Annotated in this window: 19 protein-coding genes and 2 pseudogenes; 10 read left to right on the top strand and 11 right to left on the bottom strand. The window is 58.3% G+C overall.

The window, feature by feature from the left end; all coding sequences use genetic code 11:
- Nucleotides 1–39 precede the first annotated feature (39 nt).
- Complete coding sequence (locus ACP7CJ_RS18325; RefSeq protein ID WP_247397571.1) at nucleotides 40–201, top strand: hypothetical protein; 162 nt, start codon at nucleotides 40–42, stop codon at nucleotides 199–201.
- 294 nt (nucleotides 202–495) lie between these two features.
- Here ACP7CJ_RS18325 and ACP7CJ_RS18320 read toward each other — a convergent pair.
- From ACP7CJ_RS18320 to ACP7CJ_RS18310, 3 genes and pseudogenes are all read right to left on the bottom strand, one after another.
- A pseudogene (locus tag ACP7CJ_RS18320) lies at nucleotides 496–930 on the bottom strand (methyl-accepting chemotaxis protein); the annotation flags it as partial.
- Nucleotides 931–1,035: 105 nt separating this feature from the next.
- Nucleotides 1,036–1,719: pseudogene (locus tag ACP7CJ_RS18315) on the bottom strand (PAS domain-containing protein); the annotation flags it as partial.
- A 326-nt stretch (nucleotides 1,720–2,045) separates the two neighbouring features.
- A complete protein-coding gene (locus ACP7CJ_RS18310) occupies nucleotides 2,046–3,686 on the bottom strand; it encodes a methyl-accepting chemotaxis protein (RefSeq protein WP_426100960.1) in 1,641 nt (546 codons plus the stop codon).
- Between the two features lie 802 nt (nucleotides 3,687–4,488).
- On the opposite strand from ACP7CJ_RS18310, the gene ACP7CJ_RS18305 reads away from it, so the two are divergent.
- Together ACP7CJ_RS18305 and ACP7CJ_RS18300 are read left to right on the top strand one after the other, a co-directional pair.
- A complete protein-coding gene (locus ACP7CJ_RS18305) occupies nucleotides 4,489–6,027 on the top strand; it encodes a cryptochrome/photolyase family protein (protein WP_276197713.1) in 1,539 nt (512 codons plus the stop codon).
- Entirely contained in the window at nucleotides 6,024–6,179 is a 156-nt protein-coding gene (locus tag ACP7CJ_RS18300) for a DUF2256 domain-containing protein (RefSeq protein ID WP_247397565.1), read from the top strand. The genes ACP7CJ_RS18305 and ACP7CJ_RS18300 overlap by 4 nt, the downstream gene beginning before the upstream one ends.
- A gap of 584 nt (nucleotides 6,180–6,763) precedes the next feature.
- Here the strand turns inward: ACP7CJ_RS18300 and ACP7CJ_RS18295 are convergent.
- Nucleotides 6,764–7,411 (bottom strand): nicotinamidase, encoded by a 648-nt coding sequence (locus tag ACP7CJ_RS18295; protein ID WP_426100958.1) that lies wholly within the window; start codon nucleotides 7,409–7,411, stop codon nucleotides 6,764–6,766.
- Between the two features lie 145 nt (nucleotides 7,412–7,556).
- Between ACP7CJ_RS18295 and ACP7CJ_RS18290 the strand changes: the two genes are divergently transcribed.
- A complete protein-coding gene (locus ACP7CJ_RS18290; protein WP_426100956.1) occupies nucleotides 7,557–8,249 on the top strand; it encodes an NUDIX hydrolase in 693 nt (230 codons plus the stop codon).
- A 75-nt stretch (nucleotides 8,250–8,324) separates the two neighbouring features.
- Here ACP7CJ_RS18290 and ACP7CJ_RS18285 read toward each other — a convergent pair whose 3' ends face one another.
- Nucleotides 8,325–9,098 (bottom strand): L-iditol 2-dehydrogenase, encoded by a 774-nt coding sequence (locus ACP7CJ_RS18285; RefSeq protein ID WP_321860897.1) that lies wholly within the window; start codon nucleotides 9,096–9,098, stop codon nucleotides 8,325–8,327.
- 291 nt (nucleotides 9,099–9,389) lie between these two features.
- Here ACP7CJ_RS18285 and ACP7CJ_RS18280 point away from each other — a divergent pair, with 291 nt between their 5' ends.
- The 3 genes from ACP7CJ_RS18280 to ACP7CJ_RS18270 all read left to right on the top strand — a co-directional run bounded on the left by ACP7CJ_RS18280 (nucleotide 9,390) and on the right by ACP7CJ_RS18270 (nucleotide 12,473).
- Nucleotides 9,390–10,310, top strand: coding sequence for an AraC family transcriptional regulator (locus ACP7CJ_RS18280; RefSeq protein WP_426100954.1), 921 nt, complete (start codon nucleotides 9,390–9,392; stop codon nucleotides 10,308–10,310).
- 172 nt (nucleotides 10,311–10,482) lie between these two features.
- Nucleotides 10,483–11,430, top strand: coding sequence for a nucleoside-specific channel-forming protein Tsx (locus tag ACP7CJ_RS18275; RefSeq protein ID WP_426100952.1), 948 nt, complete (start codon nucleotides 10,483–10,485; stop codon nucleotides 11,428–11,430).
- A gap of 14 nt (nucleotides 11,431–11,444) precedes the next feature.
- Nucleotides 11,445–12,473 carry a purine-nucleoside phosphorylase gene (locus ACP7CJ_RS18270; protein WP_247408038.1) on the top strand — a complete coding sequence of 343 codons (1,029 nt, stop codon included), beginning with the start codon at nucleotides 11,445–11,447 and terminating at the stop codon, nucleotides 12,471–12,473.
- A gap of 48 nt (nucleotides 12,474–12,521) precedes the next feature.
- On the opposite strand, the gene ACP7CJ_RS18265 is transcribed toward ACP7CJ_RS18270, so the two are convergent.
- The 6 genes from ACP7CJ_RS18265 to ACP7CJ_RS18240 form a co-directional block, all read right to left on the bottom strand.
- On the bottom strand, nucleotides 12,522–13,481 hold the full coding sequence (locus tag ACP7CJ_RS18265) for a quinone oxidoreductase family protein (protein WP_276197709.1): 960 nt from the start codon (nucleotides 13,479–13,481) through the stop codon (nucleotides 12,522–12,524).
- 30 nt (nucleotides 13,482–13,511) lie between these two features.
- A complete protein-coding gene (locus tag ACP7CJ_RS18260) occupies nucleotides 13,512–13,685 on the bottom strand; it encodes a DUF1427 family protein (RefSeq protein WP_426100950.1) in 174 nt (57 codons plus the stop codon).
- 91 nt (nucleotides 13,686–13,776) lie between these two features.
- Nucleotides 13,777–14,541: an AraC family transcriptional regulator gene (locus tag ACP7CJ_RS18255; RefSeq protein ID WP_276197707.1), complete on the bottom strand. Its 765-nt coding sequence runs from the start codon at nucleotides 14,539–14,541 to the stop codon at nucleotides 13,777–13,779.
- A gap of 75 nt (nucleotides 14,542–14,616) precedes the next feature.
- Nucleotides 14,617–14,787: a metallothionein gene (locus ACP7CJ_RS18250; RefSeq protein ID WP_276197706.1), complete on the bottom strand. Its 171-nt coding sequence runs from the start codon at nucleotides 14,785–14,787 to the stop codon at nucleotides 14,617–14,619.
- 89 nt (nucleotides 14,788–14,876) lie between these two features.
- The gene (locus ACP7CJ_RS18245) at nucleotides 14,877–15,329 is read right to left on the bottom strand and encodes a DMT family transporter (protein WP_276197705.1); all 453 of its coding nucleotides are present in this window, start codon (nucleotides 15,327–15,329) and stop codon (nucleotides 14,877–14,879) included.
- Between the two features lie 4 nt (nucleotides 15,330–15,333).
- Nucleotides 15,334–15,822, bottom strand: coding sequence for a DMT family transporter (locus ACP7CJ_RS18240; RefSeq protein WP_276197704.1), 489 nt, complete (start codon nucleotides 15,820–15,822; stop codon nucleotides 15,334–15,336).
- Between the two features lie 117 nt (nucleotides 15,823–15,939).
- On the opposite strand from ACP7CJ_RS18240, the gene ACP7CJ_RS18235 reads away from it, so the two are divergent.
- The 3 genes from ACP7CJ_RS18235 to ACP7CJ_RS18225 all read left to right on the top strand — a co-directional run bounded on the left by ACP7CJ_RS18235 (nucleotide 15,940) and on the right by ACP7CJ_RS18225 (nucleotide 17,750).
- Nucleotides 15,940–16,872: a LysR family transcriptional regulator gene (locus ACP7CJ_RS18235; protein ID WP_426100948.1), complete on the top strand. Its 933-nt coding sequence runs from the start codon at nucleotides 15,940–15,942 to the stop codon at nucleotides 16,870–16,872.
- Between the two features lie 144 nt (nucleotides 16,873–17,016).
- Complete coding sequence (locus ACP7CJ_RS18230) at nucleotides 17,017–17,376, top strand: type II toxin-antitoxin system Phd/YefM family antitoxin (RefSeq protein ID WP_426100946.1); 360 nt, start codon at nucleotides 17,017–17,019, stop codon at nucleotides 17,374–17,376.
- Complete coding sequence (locus ACP7CJ_RS18225; protein WP_426100944.1) at nucleotides 17,373–17,750, top strand: type II toxin-antitoxin system VapC family toxin; 378 nt, start codon at nucleotides 17,373–17,375, stop codon at nucleotides 17,748–17,750. Before ACP7CJ_RS18230 ends, ACP7CJ_RS18225 begins: the two co-directional genes overlap by 4 nt.
- Nucleotides 17,751–17,761 lie beyond the last annotated feature (11 nt).

The following is a 17,761-nucleotide window of genomic DNA, read 5'->3' as shown; positions in this document are numbered from 1 at the left end:
CTGCGCTTTTTCGCAACCTGAGTCTCAAGGAGCTTCACTATGAAAAAGTTAACGACTGCAATCCTAGGTATTTACCTGGCAGTGGGCGTCGCGGTTGTACATGCCGACGATACGATGAAGAAGAACACGAGGAAAAAAGATTCCATGTCCAATGACGGCATGAAAAAAGACGACATGAAAAAGAATGACATTTCTCAGTAAAGCAGGGCATTGCAGGAAAATTATACTGCGTCTGGAAAACCCGCCTCAGCGGGTTTTCTCGATGGCGCTTATAGGTGTATGGGATCAGGATGTAACTGCAATGCCTCACCCTATTTGGTAAGGTATTTGAAGTTACGAAGTTCAGGTTCGCTGCATTGCCCCCTCAATCCTTCTTGGATTTGAGTATTTGATGCGGGTGGACTCTTTGATATTGCCTGATATGAGACTGGCCTGGATGGAGGCCTTACTCATCTGACACCTAGGGCGATTCGCACTCCAGAGCCACATCATTTCCTAAGCAACCTGATTCGCAAATTTGCCGACCGCGTCGACTACCCTTTTAGCGCCATCCTGGATTTCCAGTATTACCTCTCCTGCCTGAGTAGCAAGTACAAGGCCCTGTTCAGCTTGGGACTTGCTGTTCGCCATTTCAGCTACGGTCTCTTCGACCAGCTTCTCGTTCTGCAAGACGACAGAGGCAATTTCTTCAGTAGCGCTGCTGGTGCGTCCAGCCAATTGTCGAACCTCATCCGCTACTACCGCGAAGCCTCGGCCCTGTTCGCCTGCACGGGCGGCTTCAATCGCGGCATTCAATGCCAACAGGTTGGTTTGTTGGGCAATACTACTGATCGTTTGAATGATCGAGCTGATCAACAATGACTGCTTACCAAGCGCTTCGACCCCGCCAGAGGCAGCCTGCATATCAACGGCAATTTTACGCATAGTATGCATAGTGTCATTGACTACCACGGCTCCTCGCTGAGCACTGACATCAGTCTGCTGGGAAATTTCAAACGCAGTTTGGGCAGCCTCACTGACCGCTTGTTCACGGATAACCTGGTCGGTGACAACGGTCGCAAATTTAACCACCTTGCAGAGTGTTCCTTCGGTGTCATAAACCGGGTTGTACGTCGCCTCCAGCCATACCGTCTGACCGCGACTGTCAATACGCTCAAATCGGCCGGCAACAAACTCACCCTTGTTCAACATTGCCCAAAAATCCTTGTATTTCTGGGACGAGGTTTCTTCTGGTGTGCAGAAAATACGGTGATGACTGCCTTTAACTTGGCCCAGGCTGTAGCCCATTGCTTTTAAAAACTGATCATTCGCCGTAAGTACATGCCCGGAGAGATCAAACTCAATCACCGCCGTCGAACGAAGTAATGCGTCAATGAACGAGACGCTTTCCGATGCTTTTTCCAATCGAGAGGTAATGTTCGTCGCATAGCAGGTGATATGACTCAACCTGCCAGTCATATCCGTTATGGGCTGCCAATGCGCATGAAGCCACACCAATGAACCGTCAGTATGCAGGTACCTGTATTCGTCAGAGATAGACTTACCTGCGGCTACGGCTGCCCGAAAGTTGTGAAAGCACGGTAGCTTGGACACATACTGCGGAACGAGATCGGCCATGGCGCGACCTATAAGCTGACTCTGGGTGTAGCCCAAAGCCTGCGCAAAACTTTCATTGCATGCGGTAATTTTAAAAGTTGAATCAATACTCAACGTTAGCATTTCACGGTTTAGGCCATCGCGTAATTGGCGCAGCTCCGACAGCTCTGCTGCCTGAGATTGAAGCTGGTTCTTGATTTTGGTATTGAACATGGGAAACCGCCTGTTGGGTCATAATAAGTCTATCGGCATGGTCAGCAGGATGTTGAGGCGACCAGACGAGTGAAACGTCATATAGAAAAATCTTCCTACATCGTCGCTGAGCTGCCATGACATACCGTATTTACTCGCGTCCGGGTTAGACGTTCAATCTTTCGGCGGGCAGATCACTGGTAGCGTAGCAGGCACCCATGCGCCATAGAGGGACTTCCTAGCTCACCCCGAATATCCTAAGCGGCGCTGAAGAACGCCACTTTCGCGGTAAGGCGATCCGCCAACTGCGAGAGCTCCATGCTAGCCGTTGCCACTTGAAGCGAGCCGGTGGCCGACTGCACCGTGGATCCGTGGATGCGGTTTATATTTTGAGCGACATCATCGGCAACGCTACTCTGCTGCACGGAGGCACTTGCGATCTGGGCGTTCATATGACTGATGGCGCCAACCTGCTCGCTGATCCTGGTTAATGCATTCTGCGCACTGCGGGTTTGTGTGACCGTTTGGCTCACCAGCTCGCAACTATTGCGCATTGTTTGCGATGCGGTTTCAGTACCCACTTGCAGCGTGCTGATCATCTCCCGAATTTCCTCGGTCGACTGCTGTGTACGATTGGCCAGCGAGCGCACCTCATCAGCTACCACCGCAAACCCGCGCCCATGCTCTCCTGCCCTAGCAGCCTCAATAGCAGCGTTTAGGGCCAACAAATTGGTTTGCGAGGCGATGGAGTTGATTACGTCGATCACTGACTCGATATTTTCACTGTGTTTGGATACCTGATTCACGGTGTCCGTGGTTTGCTCCAGGGTTATTGCAAGCCGTTCGATGGCAAGAGTGGTGCTTGCAACTAATTGATTGCCACTTTCCACTTCTATATCGGCCAACCGGGAAGCATTAGCCGCCTGCGCGGCATACCCGGATACTTCATTAACAGTCGCAGCCATTTGCGTGATTGCTGCGGCCACCTGCTCGGCTTCGCGGGTTTGCAGGCTGATCTGCTCATTGTTAGCCGATGAGGTGGCAGACAATTGGGCAGACGAGTGATTGACCTCACGGGCCGCTATCCGCACCTGCTGGATAGTCTCTGCCAGGTGGCTAAGCGCGTCTTTCAATACCCCCATCACGCTGTCCGGATAATCTGTAGAAATAGTCTGATTCAGGTCACCTGAAGCCAGCCGCTGGATAGCTAATGCAACCTCGGCGGGCTCCGCGCCCAGTGTGGACTTAACGAAACGAATAATCACAGCTGACAGCATGAGGCTCAGCAGCAGGGCAATAACGGTTGCGATCAGCATCAGCGTACTGAACTGGCTAGCGGTTGCCTGAATCGCGCCAAGCTTCACCTTGATTGACGCCTCCTCGTAGTCGATCAACGCATTCACGCGTTTCAACCACTCACTGTAATCCAAAGACGTTTGACGCATCAGCAGTGCCTGGGCTCCTGAAACATCGCCAGTCCGGCGCAGGGACAGTACCGCCTGGGTAGATTTCAGGGTTTGTTGTTCGATGTCCTTAATAGCGCTGAGCAATCGAACCTCTTCGGCAGTCACGCTTACGCCCTTGAACAGCTGATCCATAGGCGCCGCCGAGTCGGAGTAAGCCTTTTCCAAGGTTGTAACCTCCGACAAGTGTTTTTCCAGATCCAGATCGGTCGTCACCAGCACTGCATCCCGGATAGCAATGGCGCGGTTGTGCACGCTCCCACGGAAATTGATGGCATAGCGCTGCACCTTTGCCGCGTTTTCGCTAACGTCGACCAAGGTCGAATCAATGAACGCAACGCGCTGAATACCGATGGCTGTTATCACTATAAGTAGCGCCAGGATGGCTGTGAAACTGAGGCCTATACGTGTGGCCAACGAAAGCGTTTTCTTCATGGCTAGCTCAATAATATGCCCTGTCCGGGACAGGCTTAATGCGATCGCTTCTAATCTGTAATCGCGTTAAATCCGCCGACGATAAATCGATGCTGGATGCGTCATCTGAACTGCAATGGGCATAGCGGGCTATCCATGGGATTTCAGGGTGACTTTTGCAGTCGTATCTGATGAGTGAGGCTGTCGAAAGCCAACGTTCTTGAGATCACCAAAGGGGCACCAATAAACCCATTTCATCGCTTAGCTGAGCTCCCATTGTCAGTTCAGCTCTTTGAGAATATCCTTTAAATAAACTTATACAAAATGTTTGTTTATGTACAATAAAAATAGTGGCCACTGACGCTCTATTTGATGGCGCGCGCCCACCATGCGCTCGAGAAATCAAGACACTACGCACACAGGCTATGCCGGATCGCCTCCTGCTTGTTGACATCCGCGATGATGCGTTCGACGCAAAATCCCTGGGATCTCCTCTTGAGCCTACGGAGTCGTCGCTGCACGCCAGGTTCGTCGATGGAACATGTGGGAACGTAGCCACGTTGATAGTCGCAGAGCGACGATGTCACTACGTAAGGTGAACTGACCGGTAGTAGCAAAATCGATTAGGCGGTACAGGTTTGCTGACAGCAAAAAAACACTCACGTCACCCACCAAACCGGCCAAAAAACACCTATACACTCACATCTCCCTGTATAGGTTTTCTCGCTCGATATCGAAAGTTCGATGGAAGGATCGGTACTGCGCATAATCGCTGCGGCGCCTTATTGCTTCTGCGCGCATTTATTCCACTGGATTCTGTTTGATGCATACGACTCGCCGGCTACTCCTCGTCCTAGGTGACCAGCTATCTTTCAATCTCGCCTCCTTGCATGGGCTGGATACCAAAAGCGATACAGTGCTGTTGGCCGAGGTGATGGAGGAAGCACGCCATGTCCCTCACCATCCGCAAAAAATCGCGCTGATCTTTAGCGCCATGCGGCATTTCGCAGAGGCTCTGCAGCAGCGAGGAATTCGAGTGCAGTACGTTGCGCTCGATGATCCAGAAAATACTGGGTCGGTGCCGAGCGAATTACGGCGGTGGCAGGCACTCATGCAACCAGATGAAGTACACATCACAGAGTGCGGCGACTGGCGCCTGGAGCAATCACTCAAGGACTGTGGCTTAGCGATCCAATGGCACCTCGATAGTCGCTTTCTCTGCACACGCACAGAGTTCTCTAACTGGGCCAAAGGCAAAAAGCAGCTGCGCCTGGAGTTTTTCTACCGCGAGATGCGTCGCAAGAGCGGGTTATTACTAAATGGCGACGGCACCCCGGTCGGAGGCGCCTGGAACTTTGACGCGGACAACCGCAAGGCATTGCCCAAGGGTATTAGACCCCCTTCGCCAGCCCGCTTCAGCCCGGATGCAATCACTCAGGATGTGCTTGCGTTGGTAGCCAAACACTTCTCCAGCCACTATGGCGCCCTCGACACGTTCTCCTACCCAGTAACCCACGCCGAAGCTCAGGCCCTATGGGTTTACTTCCTTGACTGGGGCTTGGCAGCCTTCGGCGACTATCAAGACGCCATGGCTAGCGACGAGCCTTTCCTGTTTCATGCCCGTATAAGCGCTGCACTAAATATTGGCCTACTGGATCTTCGTCAGCTTTGCAGCGATGTGGAGTCAGCCTATTTGGCGGGCAGTATTGCGCTCAATGCTGCGGAAGGCTTTATTCGCCAGTTGATCGGCTGGCGGGAATACGTCCGGGGCGTCTACTGGCTGAAGATGCCTGACTATGCCGAGGGCAATGCATTCGGTAATACCCGGTCGCTGCCTGAGTTCTACTGGACAGGCGAAACACGCATGAACTGCATGCGCCAAGCCATCGGCCAAAGCCTCGAGTATGCCTACGCACACCATATCCAGAGACTGATGGTCACCGGTAATTTCGCTCTGCTCGCGGGCATCGTACCCAGTCAAATTTGTGCGTGGTACTTGGCAATTTACATGGACGCGTTCGACTGGGTGGAGCTACCCAATACACTCGGCATGGTCATGCATGCCGATGGCGGGTATCTGGGCTCCAAGCCCTACTGCGCAAGTGGCCAGTACATCAAGCGCATGTCTGACTATTGTCATGGCTGCACGTACAAGGTGAGCGAAAGCATCACGGACGACGCCTGCCCTTTCAACTCACTCTACTGGCACTTCCTGATGCGTCACGGTGACCGTCTGCGCGGTAATAACCGCATGGGCATGACCTATAAAAACCTCGACCGCATGGATGAATCCAAACAGCAGGCGCTGTGGCGACGCGGCGAGTGGTTGCTCGCTAAATTAGATGAAGGGGGGGCATTTTGAAACAGCGTGAGCGCCCCATCAACACCTGCATGATCTGCGGTGTTCCCTTCACATGGAGAAAGAAATGGGCGCGCTGCAGGGAGAAAGTTCGTTACTGCTTAGAGCTCCGCCGGCGTAGCATTCTTTCTTCCGGGTCGAAAGTGGTAATTTGATTGGAAGCATTTCCGACCCACGCAAAGCTACGGTGTTTGATAACGGTAGGTTTTTATCAAACGTTGGATAGACCGGTGGAAATATTTAAACCTCTGCGTACCAAGATTAAAGCACCGTCACTGCGTTCAACGCCCAGTGTGGGATGACCTGAAACTCAAACTGCGGCCTTCAATTCCTACGCTACCAAACCAAGTTTTTACGAGGAAGGATCGAGCTCATGCCATCGCAATATTCGCTAGCTGATGTCCTAGAGAGGACGTACCAAAACCAGCTAGCCCTTGAGGCAGCCCTGATGGAATTGACCCGCCATGTGGAAGCCCCGATATCTGCACGTATCAACTCATCTGGATCTTCTTGAACCTTTTCAATAAATCCCCATCCTTTATCCGCCTCTGAGCTAGCGCCTCAGTCGTGTCCATTTCTGGCCGAAAACATGGACAAAATCCTGACTCTGTAACTCTTTGAATTTATTGGATTTAGGCGGTAAATCTTTAGACATGCTCATGGGTATACCTGTCGGTGTCGAGCAAACCCTGGATCACCGGGGCTTCGTAGTCGTAGGCACTTTCCATGGTGTGTCCCCTTAGCGCGTGGCCATCGCAGCCAGTTCTTCGCGGGTGCGGCTGATGCCGGCACCGGCCTTGAGCAACTCGTTGACAGCCTTTACACCGCCCTCCTGCGCAATACCCCGGCACGCCGGCAGGTGCAGCACCACTTCCAGGCCGGCCTTGAGCAGTTGCAACGCGGTGGTCTTGACGCAGTAGTCGAGGGCCAGGCCGCCGACGATCACGCGGCTTACGCCCTGGGCTTTGAGGTACTCGATGACGCCCGTGGACAGCTTGTCGTGCAGATCGTGGTAGCAGGCGCCGTAGGGGTGCAGGTTGGGTTCGACGCCTTTCCAGATGAAGTAATCGTAGTCATAGGGCGTGGGCAGTTCATCGAGCAGGCTGAAGCCCTCGGTGCCCGGCACGCAGTGGCTGACCCAGGTGACATCGGCGTGGGCCAGGCCGGTGGGTTGCAGCATCTCGCTGTGTTGCTTGACCACCCACGGCGCATGTGGAGTGTGGGCGTCCTTGCTGCCGACACGGTAGCCCGCGAGGCTGGCCATGTAGTTGAGTTCGGCACCGATGAGGTCCCCCCCGGCCACTGGCAATTCGTTGGGGCACAGCGGCGTAAAGCTCTTCTGGGCGTCGACGTCGAATGAAGCGATGGCATGTTTCGAGAGGGTCATGGCGGGTCTCCTGCGGCCTGAAAAAAAAGTACACGTCACGTACTTTCATTGCAAGAATGATTTATTTATATAGGCTTTAGTCAGTACATGACATATTTTTTCGATCCGTTAGACTGTGCACCACCGCTGTTTAGAAGGACTGCACATGCCACTTAGCGCCTACCTCCACACCGTCGACCTGTGCGTGCTGTTCTACTGCCGCGCGGCGGGAGAACTGAAGCTGCTGCTGAACAAGCGCGACACCGAACCCTTCGCCGGGCATTGGGCACTGCCGGGTGTGGTGGTGAATGGCGACGTGCAGGACCTGAGCCTCACGGATGCCGTGGAGCGCCTGCGCGCGAGCGACAAAGTCGGCCTCGACCTGGTGTGGAGCGAGCAAGTGGGTACGGTGGGCGACGCGTTCCGCGATCCGCGTTGCTGGTCGTCGTCCACTTTCTACCTGGCGATCATCGCGGATGAGGTGACGCTGGGCGAGCATCAAGCCTGGTTTTCGCTGGATGCGCTAGCCGACGGCCGCATCAAGTTGCCGTTCGATCACAACACCATCGTGGCCGCCGTGCAGGCGCGGTTACTGTCCAAGTCGCTGTACAGCAGCTTGCCGCTGATGTTCCTGGGCGAGGAATTCAGCGCCCCGCAAGCGACGGCGATCTTCTCGCTGGTGCTCGCGCGGCCGGTGTTGAAGACCAGTGTTCGCCAGCGTTTGCTGAAGCTGACTGAGGTGGGGTATTTGCGGGAAACGGGGCGCAAGAAACCAGGCGAAGGCGGCAGGCCCCAGGCGACGATGGAGAACTTGAAGCCGGGGAAGATTTATTTCTTCGATCGCAGTTTTGCCGACTAGCGCGGTATTCAAGAACAACCACGATCCAATGTGGGACGGGGCTTGCTCGCTCCCACATGTTGATCGGTGTATGGCCTAACTCATCCAGTTACCGCCATCGACGTTGTAGGTCTGGGCGACGACATAGTCGGCGTCCTTCGACGCGAGGAAGATCGCCATACCGGTGAGGTCTTCAGCGGTGCCCATCCGCCCGAACGGCACCTCGTCGCCTACCCGCTTCTTTTTCTCGCCCGGCGCCAGGCCTTCGTGCTTGGCGAACAGCGCGTCCACCCCGTCCCAATGCTCGCCGTCGACCACACCCGGGGCGATGGCATTGACGTTGATGCCCTGCTTGATCAGGTTCAGCCCCGCCGATTGCGTGAGGCTGATCACCGCCGCCTTGCTCGCGCAGTACACCGCGACCAGCGGCTCGCCACGCCGCCCGGCCTGGCTGGCCATGTTGATGATCTTGCCGCCGTGGCCCTGGCGGATCATCTGCCGGGCTGCGGCCTGCAGGGTGAACAGCGTGCCGGCGACGTTGATCGAGAACAGCCGCTCGAAGCGCTCGCGGGTGATGTCGACAATCGGCGCCAGGTCGAACAGCGCGGCGTTGTTGATCAGGATATCCAGCCGGCCCGCATGGGCCACCACGGCGGCAATCGCGGCGTCGATGGAGGCCTGGTCGGTGACGTCCATCGCCACCGCGTAGGCCTGCGGGCCCAGTTCGGCCGCCGTGGCCTGGGCCCGTTGCAGGTCGATATCGGCGATGGCAACCGTCGCGCCTTCACCGATATAGGCCTGGGCAAAGGCGCGGCCGATGCCACGCGCCGATCCGGTGATCAGCGCGCTCTTACCTTCCAGTCGTTTCATGGGGTGCGTGTCCCTTGGGCATTTATTTGGGATAACCGGCGCGGTTCATCTCGCGCTCGGTGGTGGGCTGAGCCTGGAACCGGCAGTTTCCACCTGTTGTTTTTATCGGTGAGGGCCGATTACAGCAGCTTGGCCAGGCCCTCACAAACCCATGGCGAATGCTCGGCTGATACTTTTTTGACCCTAGACCCCAGCGCAAAAAAGTATCAGTACCGGGCAAAACCTTGGGTAGCGCCGCTGTCGCCAACCCGCGTATTTTGGGGCACTCCCCCAAGTACAAGAGGCATCACCATGCCCGTCAGTCGCGCCGAGCTGTTCGAGCACCGCCCCGCCGAACTCGAAGTGATCCTGCCCGAACCGGAGCACTGCTTTCGCTGGTTAGAACATGACTATCCCTACGAGCTGGCGCGCTGGAATCACCACCCCGAATTCGAGATCCACCTGATTCGCCAAGGCAGCGGCAAGTTGGTGGCGGGCGACTACATCGGCGCATTCAGTGCAGGGCATGTCGCGCTGATCGGCCCGGACCTGCCCCACGACTGGATCGGCGACCTGGCCCCCGGTGAGTACCTGAGCGGCCGCGATGTGGTGCTGCAATTCGATGGCGCCGCCCTCCTCGCCCTGCGCGAGACCCTGCCGGAACTCGGCGATTTGCAGGCGTTGTTCGAACAGGCCCGGCGCGGCCTGGCGTTCAGCGGCGAGACCGCTGTGCAGGCGGCCCAACTGATGGAAGACATCGGCCGCGCCCACGGCCTGCAACGCCTGATCCTGTTCCTGCAACTGCTCGACACCCTCAACAACGCCCCGCCGCCGCAGGTCCAGGCCCTGGCCAGCCCGTGCTACGCGCCGACCCTGGACGCGCGCAGCGCCGAGCGCATCAACAAAGCGTTCGACTACCTGATGCGTGAACTGACCGGCGATTTGCGCCTGTCGGTGATCGCCCGGCAACTGGAGATGAGCGAGCCGGGCTTCTCACGCTTCTTCAAGCGCAACACCGGCCATGGCTTTATCGACCTGATGCGCAAGTTCCGTATACAGCGGGCGTGCCGGCTGTTGCTGCAAAGCGAGCTGTCAGTGGCGGCTATCTGCTTTGAAGTGGGCTACGCCAACCTGTCCAATTTCAACCGGCACTTTCGCATCGAGATGCACCAGACGCCCAGCGAGTATCGGCGCGAAACCGCCATGCACCTGTTCAATCGCAGCGAAAAATGACACCGCGTCAATGCTGACCAAAAGGTCGATTAATTCCACTTTTTTCAAAGCAATTCAAGCCATTGAGTAAAGTTGGTACAGCCTGTGCAAACGTTTGCGTAACGAACTTGATCGCCAGGTTCACTCCAACCCGAAGAATCGGGTCTAAACCGCGAACGAATAGGGATTTTCAATGCACTCCACCTCAAGGCGTTCCGCTTCCTTTGGTGTCTCCCTGCTACTGAGCGCCGTTACGGGAGTACTCAGCCCGTCCATTCTGGCGCAGGAACAACCCGTCGATGACTCAGCACAGGGCGAAACCCTGAGCCCTGAAGCCAGCCGGACGAAAAAAGGCGCATACCTGTCGGACTGGTTCAACCAGGACCTGACATTGATCGGCAGCAAAGACATCAGCTTCGGCCCCAAGCCGGCCGATGACGTTTACCTGGAGTACGAGTACTTCGGCCGCAAGGGCCCGTTCGAACTGTACGGTTACATCGACGTGCCGAAGATCCTCGGCATCGGTAACAGCAATGACAAAGGTGCGTGGGATCATGGCTCGCCGCTGTTCATGGAGCACGAACCGCGGATCTCCATCGATTACCTGGCCGGGCGCAGCCTGGCGATCGGCCCGTTCAAGGAATGGTATGTGGCCTTTGACTGGATCTACGACCACGGCAGCAACACCGCCAACCGCGCCAACACCTTGTACAGCGGCCTCGGCACCGACATCGATACGCACTCGCGGGTCAACCTGTCCGCGAACTTCTATGGGCGTTACCAGTGGGAAAACTATGGCGCCAGCAATGAATACTCCTGGGACGGTTACCGTGCGCAGATGAAGTACATCGTGCCCATCGACACGTTCGACAACGGCGCCTCGCTGACCTACATCGGCTTCACCAACTACGATTTCGGCTCGGACCTGCACAAGGACAACCCGGCGCGCACCGCCAACGCGCTGGTAGCAACCAATGTGCTGCTGTATTCGTTCACCCACCTGCGCTTCACACTGGTCGGTCGTTACTTTCATAACGGCGGTAACTGGGAAGATGGCAGCGAGTTGAATTTCGGCGACGGCAACTTCCGCGCCCGCTCCAACGGCTGGGGTTATTACGCAGGCGTGGGCTACCAATTCTAATCAAGGAGTCTTAGATGAAAGCGTTTAACCGTCTCTCGCTGGCCGTCGGCCTGGCCCTGCTGCCCCTCGTGGTGCTGGCGCAAGCGCCTGCGCCGATCAAACCGAAAGTGATGCTGATCACCATGTTCGCCCCCGAGGCGCAAACCTGGATCGATCGCCTGGCGCTCAAGCAGGAAGTCCGCGTGCCGGGCTTGTCCGCCGAATACCCGGTGATTCGTTGCAACACCGAAGAGGTGTGCCTGCTGGTGACCGGCATGGGCCAGACCAACGCCGCCGCGTCCACCCTGGCCCTGGCGTTATCGCCCAAGTTCGACCTGCGCCAGAGCTACTTTCTGATCGCCGGGATCGCCGGCATCAGCCCCAAACACGGCACCATCGGCACGGCGGCCTGGGCCCATTACCTGGTGGAGTTCGGCACCCAATGGGAGCTGGATTCGCGGGATGCGCCCAAGGATTGGCCGACCGGCTACATCGGCATCAATACCAAGGGCCCCAACGAAAAACCGCCGCTGGACTACAAGACCGAAGTGTTCGAACTGAACCCGAAACTGCAGGCCAAGGCGTTTGCCCTGTCGCAGAAGGTGGAGCTGACGGAAAGCCAGGAATCCGCCGCCTGGCGTAAGCACTACCCTGCCGCACCGGCCAATCAGCCGCCGCAAGTCACCCGCTGCGACACACTGGCGGGCAACACCTGGTTCTCCGGCACGCGCCTGAGCGAGCGCGCCGAAGTCTGGACCCGCTTGCTCACAGACAACAAAGGCGAATACTGCACCACCCAGCAGGAAGACAACTCCACCTATGAAGCCCTGCTGCGCGCCAGTCGCGAGGGTCTGGTGGACATCCAGCGCCTGGCGGTGGTACGCGCCGGGTCGGATTTCGACCGGCCTTATCCGGGCTACAGCGAGGTGGATAACCTGCTGAAATATGCCGACCAGGGCGGGTTCGTCCCGGCGCTGGAGAACCTGTACCGCACGGGTAACCCGTTGGTCCAGGCGATCCTGAAGAACTGGTCGGCGTGGGAAAAAGGCGTGCCCGAAGCCTAATAAAAACCCCGATGTGGGAGCGGGTTTGCTCCCACATTTTTAACCGCGTCAGGGCAGGAAAACGATCTTATCGGCACTGCCTGCATTCACTTCTTCGTAGCATTTCTCCCCTTCAGCCAACGCTACTTCACGCAGGCCGGTCGGCAGCGGCAGCAGCCCTTGATCAAAGAAGCGCCCGAACTGCTCCAGCATCACCGCACACTGTTCGCAGGTGTAGAGCAACGAATTGATCCCCACCACCGAGCCGCCCTTGCGGTACAGGGCCAGGGCCGGCAGTTGCACATGGCCGTCGACTGGCGCTGCGATGATTGCGATGCGCCCGAACGGTGCCAGCCCGGCCACGGCGGCGGGTAACCAGAAACCGGTGGTATCGAAGATCACATCCGCGCCGCCCTTGAAGAGCGCATTGACCTGCGCGCCCAAGTCCTCCGGCTGGCCCAGCGCAATCGCCTCGAAACCCTGCGCCTGCAACACCCCGACCTGCTCAGGGCGCCGCACCGCCGCCAGGATCTGTGCCCCGCGAATTTTCGCCAAGGCCAACGCCGCACTGCCGACAGCACCGTTCGCACCGATAACCAACACCCGCGTCCCCTCGCCGACACCGCTGCGCTCCAGGGCGTCCCAGGCGGTGGTGTACGGCACGCCGAGGCTGGCGGCCTGGGCAAAACTCAAGTGCGTGGGTTTGTGGGCCACGCCCTTGGCGGACACGGTGAGGTACTGGGCGTGGGAACCGTCGGCGAAGAAACCAAGGTCACGCCCGGTGCCCCAGACCGCCTGCCCCACCCATTCCTGTGGGCCTTCGACCACCACGCCGGCAAAGTCGCGACCGGGAATGCGCGGCAGCGTGGTGTAGGGAAAGCGCCCGAGCACATTCTTCGCGTCGCTGGGGTTAAGACCGGCGGCCTTGATCTGTACCAGCACTTCACCGGCGGCGGGTACCGGGGTGACCACATCGACGAAACGCAGGGTGGAGAGGTCGCCGGTGGCGGTAAATTGCAGCGCTTTCATGAGCGGCATCCATCAAAGGGGAAAGGACATTCAGGACAACCAACCACTGACCAACTGGCGCCCCATGGGCCACAGTTTTTCGCCGACCAGCATGCCCATCAGGCCTACCAGTGCGATAGCCGGCGGCGCGGGCGAGCGGAAGTCCAGCGCGCCGTAGATCACGCCGACAAACAGGCCAATGGCAAGGGAGATCAGGTAATTCATGGGGAGCCGCGCCTGGTGGTTGGATGGCGCTTAGTGTAGGAAGCCGCCGCCCACCTCGTCGGCCAAGTGCTTCAGAATTTCGGCCAAACCCTCAACCGCTGTACTGCGACGGCGCCACCCCGAGTTCCCGACGGAACATGTCGCTGAAACTGCTGGGCGAGTAACCCAGGGATCGCGCAATAGCGCTGACTGGCTGGCCCTGGGTCAACTCGGCCACCGCCGTGGCCAGTTGCACCTGGCGGCGCCATTGCGCAAAGCCCATCCCCAGGTGGTTCTGGAACAGCCGCGCCAAGGTACGCACGCTGGCACCGGCGGCCTCGGCATGATGTTCGAAGGGAATCGCCAGGGACGGCGCAGCCATGACCGCCTGGCAGACATTGATCAGGCGGCGGTCGGCCTCCAGCGGCATGGCGATGCGGATTGACGCGCGGCGTGCGCGCTGCAGCTCCAGCAAGGCCAGGCCGACCACCGCGTCGTAATAGACGGCATCGCCACTGTCGGCCTGCTCCACCAGCGTGACGATCAACTCGCGCAGCAGCCCGCCGACTTCAAGCACCTGCACCTGGCTGTCCAGCGTCGCCGCCAATGCCGGGCGCAGGTAGATATTGCGCATCTGCAAATCCGAAACCACACGTATCCCGTGTTCCACACCCGGCGGCAGCCAGACGGCTCGTTGGGGCGGCACCACCAGCGCTTCGCGTGGCGTCTCGACCCACATCACGCCGCTCATGGCATAGAGCAACTGGCCCCAATCATGGCGATGGGGTTCCACATACAAACCGCGCGGGTAAGTACGCGCCAGCCGCTGCACGGGGAAGGCGTGATCACTGAGGTCGGGGGGCGCGGCCAGGGCCATGGGTACACATCCGGCAAAGGTGAGCGGCCATGGTAATGACCAGCGCCCGACAAGCCGAGTGAATTTTTACCGCGTTCAGCCGCCAGCCGACTTGGCGCATTCGCAGCCTGTCGCCGCCGCACACGGCTCACCATGCGCATGGTGTTCGGCGCAGCCCTGGCAGCAATAGCCCTTACCGTCTTTCATCACCGCATCCTTTCCTAGCACACACTTGCAGTGTGGGCAGGCACAGGTTGTATCTGGCATGGTCAAACTCCTTCGTCATGGTCGTCCCGGTGCGGCGAGCGCCGACACCTTTAGCAGTGACTGCCGCCCGACGCGGAGGGTTCCAACCATCAGTCGGTGCGGGTATTGCTGCGGTACATGAACACCAGCGCCAGTGCCAGGCAGGCCATCGCCACGATCCGGCTGCCCGACAGCTCGATGGCCGGGTTGCCCAGCCAGCCGAAGTTATCGATCAGCATGCCCATGCCCAATTGCCCGACGATCACCGCCACGGTGGCGACTGCCGCACCGACCACCGGCACCGCGCCGACCATCACCATCATGTACACCACCCCGAACAGGGCGCCGGTCAGTTGCCACTTCGGCACGTCCAGCAGGCTCACGGCCTGGGGCGGTTCGAAGAAGAAAATCAACAGCGCGGTCGTCAGCGCGCCCACCGTAAAGGTCAGCAAGCTGCTGCGCAACACGCCCACCGTCTGGCCCAAACGGCCATTGATCGCCGCCTGCACACTCAACACCGCACCTGCGGCGATCACCAGTACCAACAACAGAGTCAAATTCATCGCCTTAGCCTCGTGCAATCAAAACAAGCGCCGCCACAATCAACGCCAACGCAATCCAGCGCTCGCCGTTGACCCGCTTGCGCGCGGTGCCGAACCAGCCGAAATGGTCGATCAGCACGCTCTTGCCGACCTGCCCCGAGAGAATCGCGATCATCGTCATCGCGATGCCGATATGCGGCGTGGCCAGGGTCAGCACCACCACGTACATCGGCCCCAGGAACCCGCCGATCAACTGCCAGCGCGGCAGATCAGTCAACGCCGGGCCCTTTTGCGGGCCGCTGAACAACAACAGCACATACAAAATCGCCGAGCCAACGCCAAAAATGCTCAAGGTCGCCCACAAATGCCCGACCTGCACACCCAGCGGGCCGAGCAAACCGGCCTCCACTGACAAGCCCATGCCGGCGAAGATCACCAGGGGCAACAACAGCAACCGCAGAAGGTTTTTTTTCGGCCCGGCCTGCGCCGCACCCTCGATAGAACTGGCTTGCATACATCACCTGCGTGTCAAAAAAGGAAACCTGGCGCGCATTATCCGGTGGCCGTGCTGTGCGATAAATGGGAGCATACGTACAACACCTTTGTGCAAAACGCACAGCCTGGAGGCATGATGCAGGGCTTGAATGAATTGAGTTTCAAGGCGCTGCGCCTGTTCGTCGCGGTGCTGGACCACGGCAGTTTTTCCGAAGTGGCGCGCCGTGAGGGCCTGGCGCCCTCTTCCATTTCCCGGCAGATCCAACAGATGGAACAGGCGCTCGGGCAACAGTTGCTCTATCGCCACACCCGTGCGGTCAGCCCCACCGAAGCCGGGCGCCTGCTCGGGCGGCACGCACGCTTGATGCTGGAACAACTGGAGGCCGCCGGCCAGGCCCTGCAAGAACAGGAAAGCGAGCCCAGCGGCCTGGTGCGGATCAACGCGCCGATGGTGTTCGGTCAACGCCACCTTTCACCGTGGCTGGGGGAGTTGTGCCGGCGCTATCCGAAGCTGCAGTTGGATATCCAGCAAACCGACACCTACGTCGACCCGCTGCAAGACGGCACCGACCTGCTATTTCGCATCGGCGTACTCAACGACTCGGGCATGCAGGCGCGCATCTTCGCCCCCCAGCGCTTTCGCATCGCCGCCAGCCCGGCGTACCTGGCAGAACATGGCACCCCCGGCCACCCCGACGAACTGGTTAACCACCAGTGCCTGGCCTACAAAGGCATCACCGGCCAGCAGCGCTGGTTCTTCCGCCGCGACCAGGGCGACTGGACGCCCTACAGCGTCAAAGGCCCCATCACCGGCAACCACGCCGACACCCTGACCCACGCCGCCGAACAGGGCCTGGGGCTGGTGGTGTTTCCCTCGTGGCTGATCGGTGAAAGCCTGCGCGCCGGCACCTTGCAGGCGGTGCTGACGGAATACGACGTGGCGACCACCCTGGAGCCGCAGCAGATTGCAGCGTTGTGGCCCGGGAGTCGGCGGTTGTCGTTGAAGGTGCGCACGGTGATTGATTATTTTGTGGAGTGTTTTGGAGCGGTGCCGTATTGGGATCGATAAGCGAGCGAGATCCGCCACAACCACGCTCATGAGGAAAACGCCTCGCGGCTAAATGTAGGTCCGTTCCGTTTTTTCGGGCCACTATTCCTAAGCCCCCCCAACGCTGCGACAGACTTTGGCGAATTCCTTGTTCGGAGAAATGCCATGGATGTCATGAACCGCTACCCGTCGCACTCAAAACGGTTGGCGTCAACCAGCGGTCAGGCCGTCTTTGATAGCGCCAGCAGTTTTGGCTATATTTGGCCAAAATATGCGGAGAGCCACATGATGACCGTCCCGCTGGGTGAAGCAAAAAACACGCTGTCAAAACTGGTTGATGAGGCGGCGGCCGGCAACATCATCACTATCTCCAAGCATGGACGGGCGATGGCACAGCTTGTCCCTGTCGGAAAATCCAAAGGCCAGCGGATTGGCGCCATGAAAGGCAAGTTGGTGATCCCGGATGACTTTGACACGCCTTTGTCTGACGACCTCCTCGATGCGTTCCAAGGCACTCATTCATGAGAGTGCTGCTGGATACCCACATCCTGCTGTGGACGTTGAACGACGACCCCAAGCTATCCAGCAAAGCCCGAAAGCTGATTGAACATGCGGCAGAGATCTACGTCAGTGCCGCCACATTCTGGGAACTGGCGATCAAGGTAGGCTTGGGGAAACTCACTGTCGATCTGGATGACATCCGTGAGTACTGCCTGCAAAGCGGTTTCGTCGAACTCCCCATCACGTCAGAACACGCTATTGCCGTAAAGGATCTTGAGCCTCATCACAAAGACCCTTTCGATCGGCTCATCGTTGCAACCGCCATGAGCGAACCGATGAAGCTATTGACCGCCGATCCGCAGGTTGCCCAATACACGTCGCTGGCGATCCTGATGTAGATCGCCCAAGC

Source organism: Pseudomonas sp. PSPC3-2 (genome assembly GCF_049897085.1).
In the GTDB taxonomy this organism is placed as follows: Bacteria; Pseudomonadota; Gammaproteobacteria; order Pseudomonadales; family Pseudomonadaceae; genus Aquipseudomonas; species Aquipseudomonas paraveronii.
The sequence above is the reverse complement of the archived record's forward strand: the minus strand, read 5'-3'. Positions and strand labels throughout refer to the sequence as shown.

Bases quoted from the DNA above. Each gene is read 5' to 3' on its own strand.
- ACP7CJ_RS18325 (WP_247397571.1), top strand. From the start codon at position 40: ATGAAAAAGTTAACGACTGCAATCCTAGGTATTTACCTGGCAGTGGGC.
- ACP7CJ_RS18310 (WP_426100960.1), bottom strand. From the start codon at position 3,686: ATGAAGAAAACGCTTTCGTTGGCCACACGTATAGGCCTCAGTTTCACA.
- ACP7CJ_RS18305 (WP_276197713.1), top strand. From the start codon at position 4,489: ATGCATACGACTCGCCGGCTACTCCTCGTCCTAGGTGACCAGCTATCT.
- ACP7CJ_RS18295 (WP_426100958.1), bottom strand. From the start codon at position 7,411: ATGACCCTCTCGAAACATGCCATCGCTTCATTCGACGTCGACGCCCAG.
- ACP7CJ_RS18290 (WP_426100956.1), top strand. From the start codon at position 7,557: ATGCCACTTAGCGCCTACCTCCACACCGTCGACCTGTGCGTGCTGTTC.
- ACP7CJ_RS18285 (WP_321860897.1), bottom strand. From the start codon at position 9,098: ATGAAACGACTGGAAGGTAAGAGCGCGCTGATCACCGGATCGGCGCGT.
- ACP7CJ_RS18280 (WP_426100954.1), top strand. From the start codon at position 9,390: ATGCCCGTCAGTCGCGCCGAGCTGTTCGAGCACCGCCCCGCCGAACTC.
- ACP7CJ_RS18275 (WP_426100952.1), top strand. From the start codon at position 10,483: ATGCACTCCACCTCAAGGCGTTCCGCTTCCTTTGGTGTCTCCCTGCTA.
- ACP7CJ_RS18270 (WP_247408038.1), top strand. From the start codon at position 11,445: ATGAAAGCGTTTAACCGTCTCTCGCTGGCCGTCGGCCTGGCCCTGCTG.
- ACP7CJ_RS18265 (WP_276197709.1), bottom strand. From the start codon at position 13,481: ATGAAAGCGCTGCAATTTACCGCCACCGGCGACCTCTCCACCCTGCGT.
- ACP7CJ_RS18260 (WP_426100950.1), bottom strand. From the start codon at position 13,685: ATGAATTACCTGATCTCCCTTGCCATTGGCCTGTTTGTCGGCGTGATC.
- ACP7CJ_RS18255 (WP_276197707.1), bottom strand. From the start codon at position 14,541: ATGGCCCTGGCCGCGCCCCCCGACCTCAGTGATCACGCCTTCCCCGTG.
- ACP7CJ_RS18250 (WP_276197706.1), bottom strand. From the start codon at position 14,787: ATGCCAGATACAACCTGTGCCTGCCCACACTGCAAGTGTGTGCTAGGA.
- ACP7CJ_RS18245 (WP_276197705.1), bottom strand. From the start codon at position 15,329: ATGAATTTGACTCTGTTGTTGGTACTGGTGATCGCCGCAGGTGCGGTG.
- ACP7CJ_RS18240 (WP_276197704.1), bottom strand. From the start codon at position 15,822: ATGCAAGCCAGTTCTATCGAGGGTGCGGCGCAGGCCGGGCCGAAAAAA.
- ACP7CJ_RS18235 (WP_426100948.1), top strand. From the start codon at position 15,940: ATGCAGGGCTTGAATGAATTGAGTTTCAAGGCGCTGCGCCTGTTCGTC.
- ACP7CJ_RS18230 (WP_426100946.1), top strand. From the start codon at position 17,017: ATGGATGTCATGAACCGCTACCCGTCGCACTCAAAACGGTTGGCGTCA.
- ACP7CJ_RS18225 (WP_426100944.1), top strand. From the start codon at position 17,373: ATGAGAGTGCTGCTGGATACCCACATCCTGCTGTGGACGTTGAACGAC.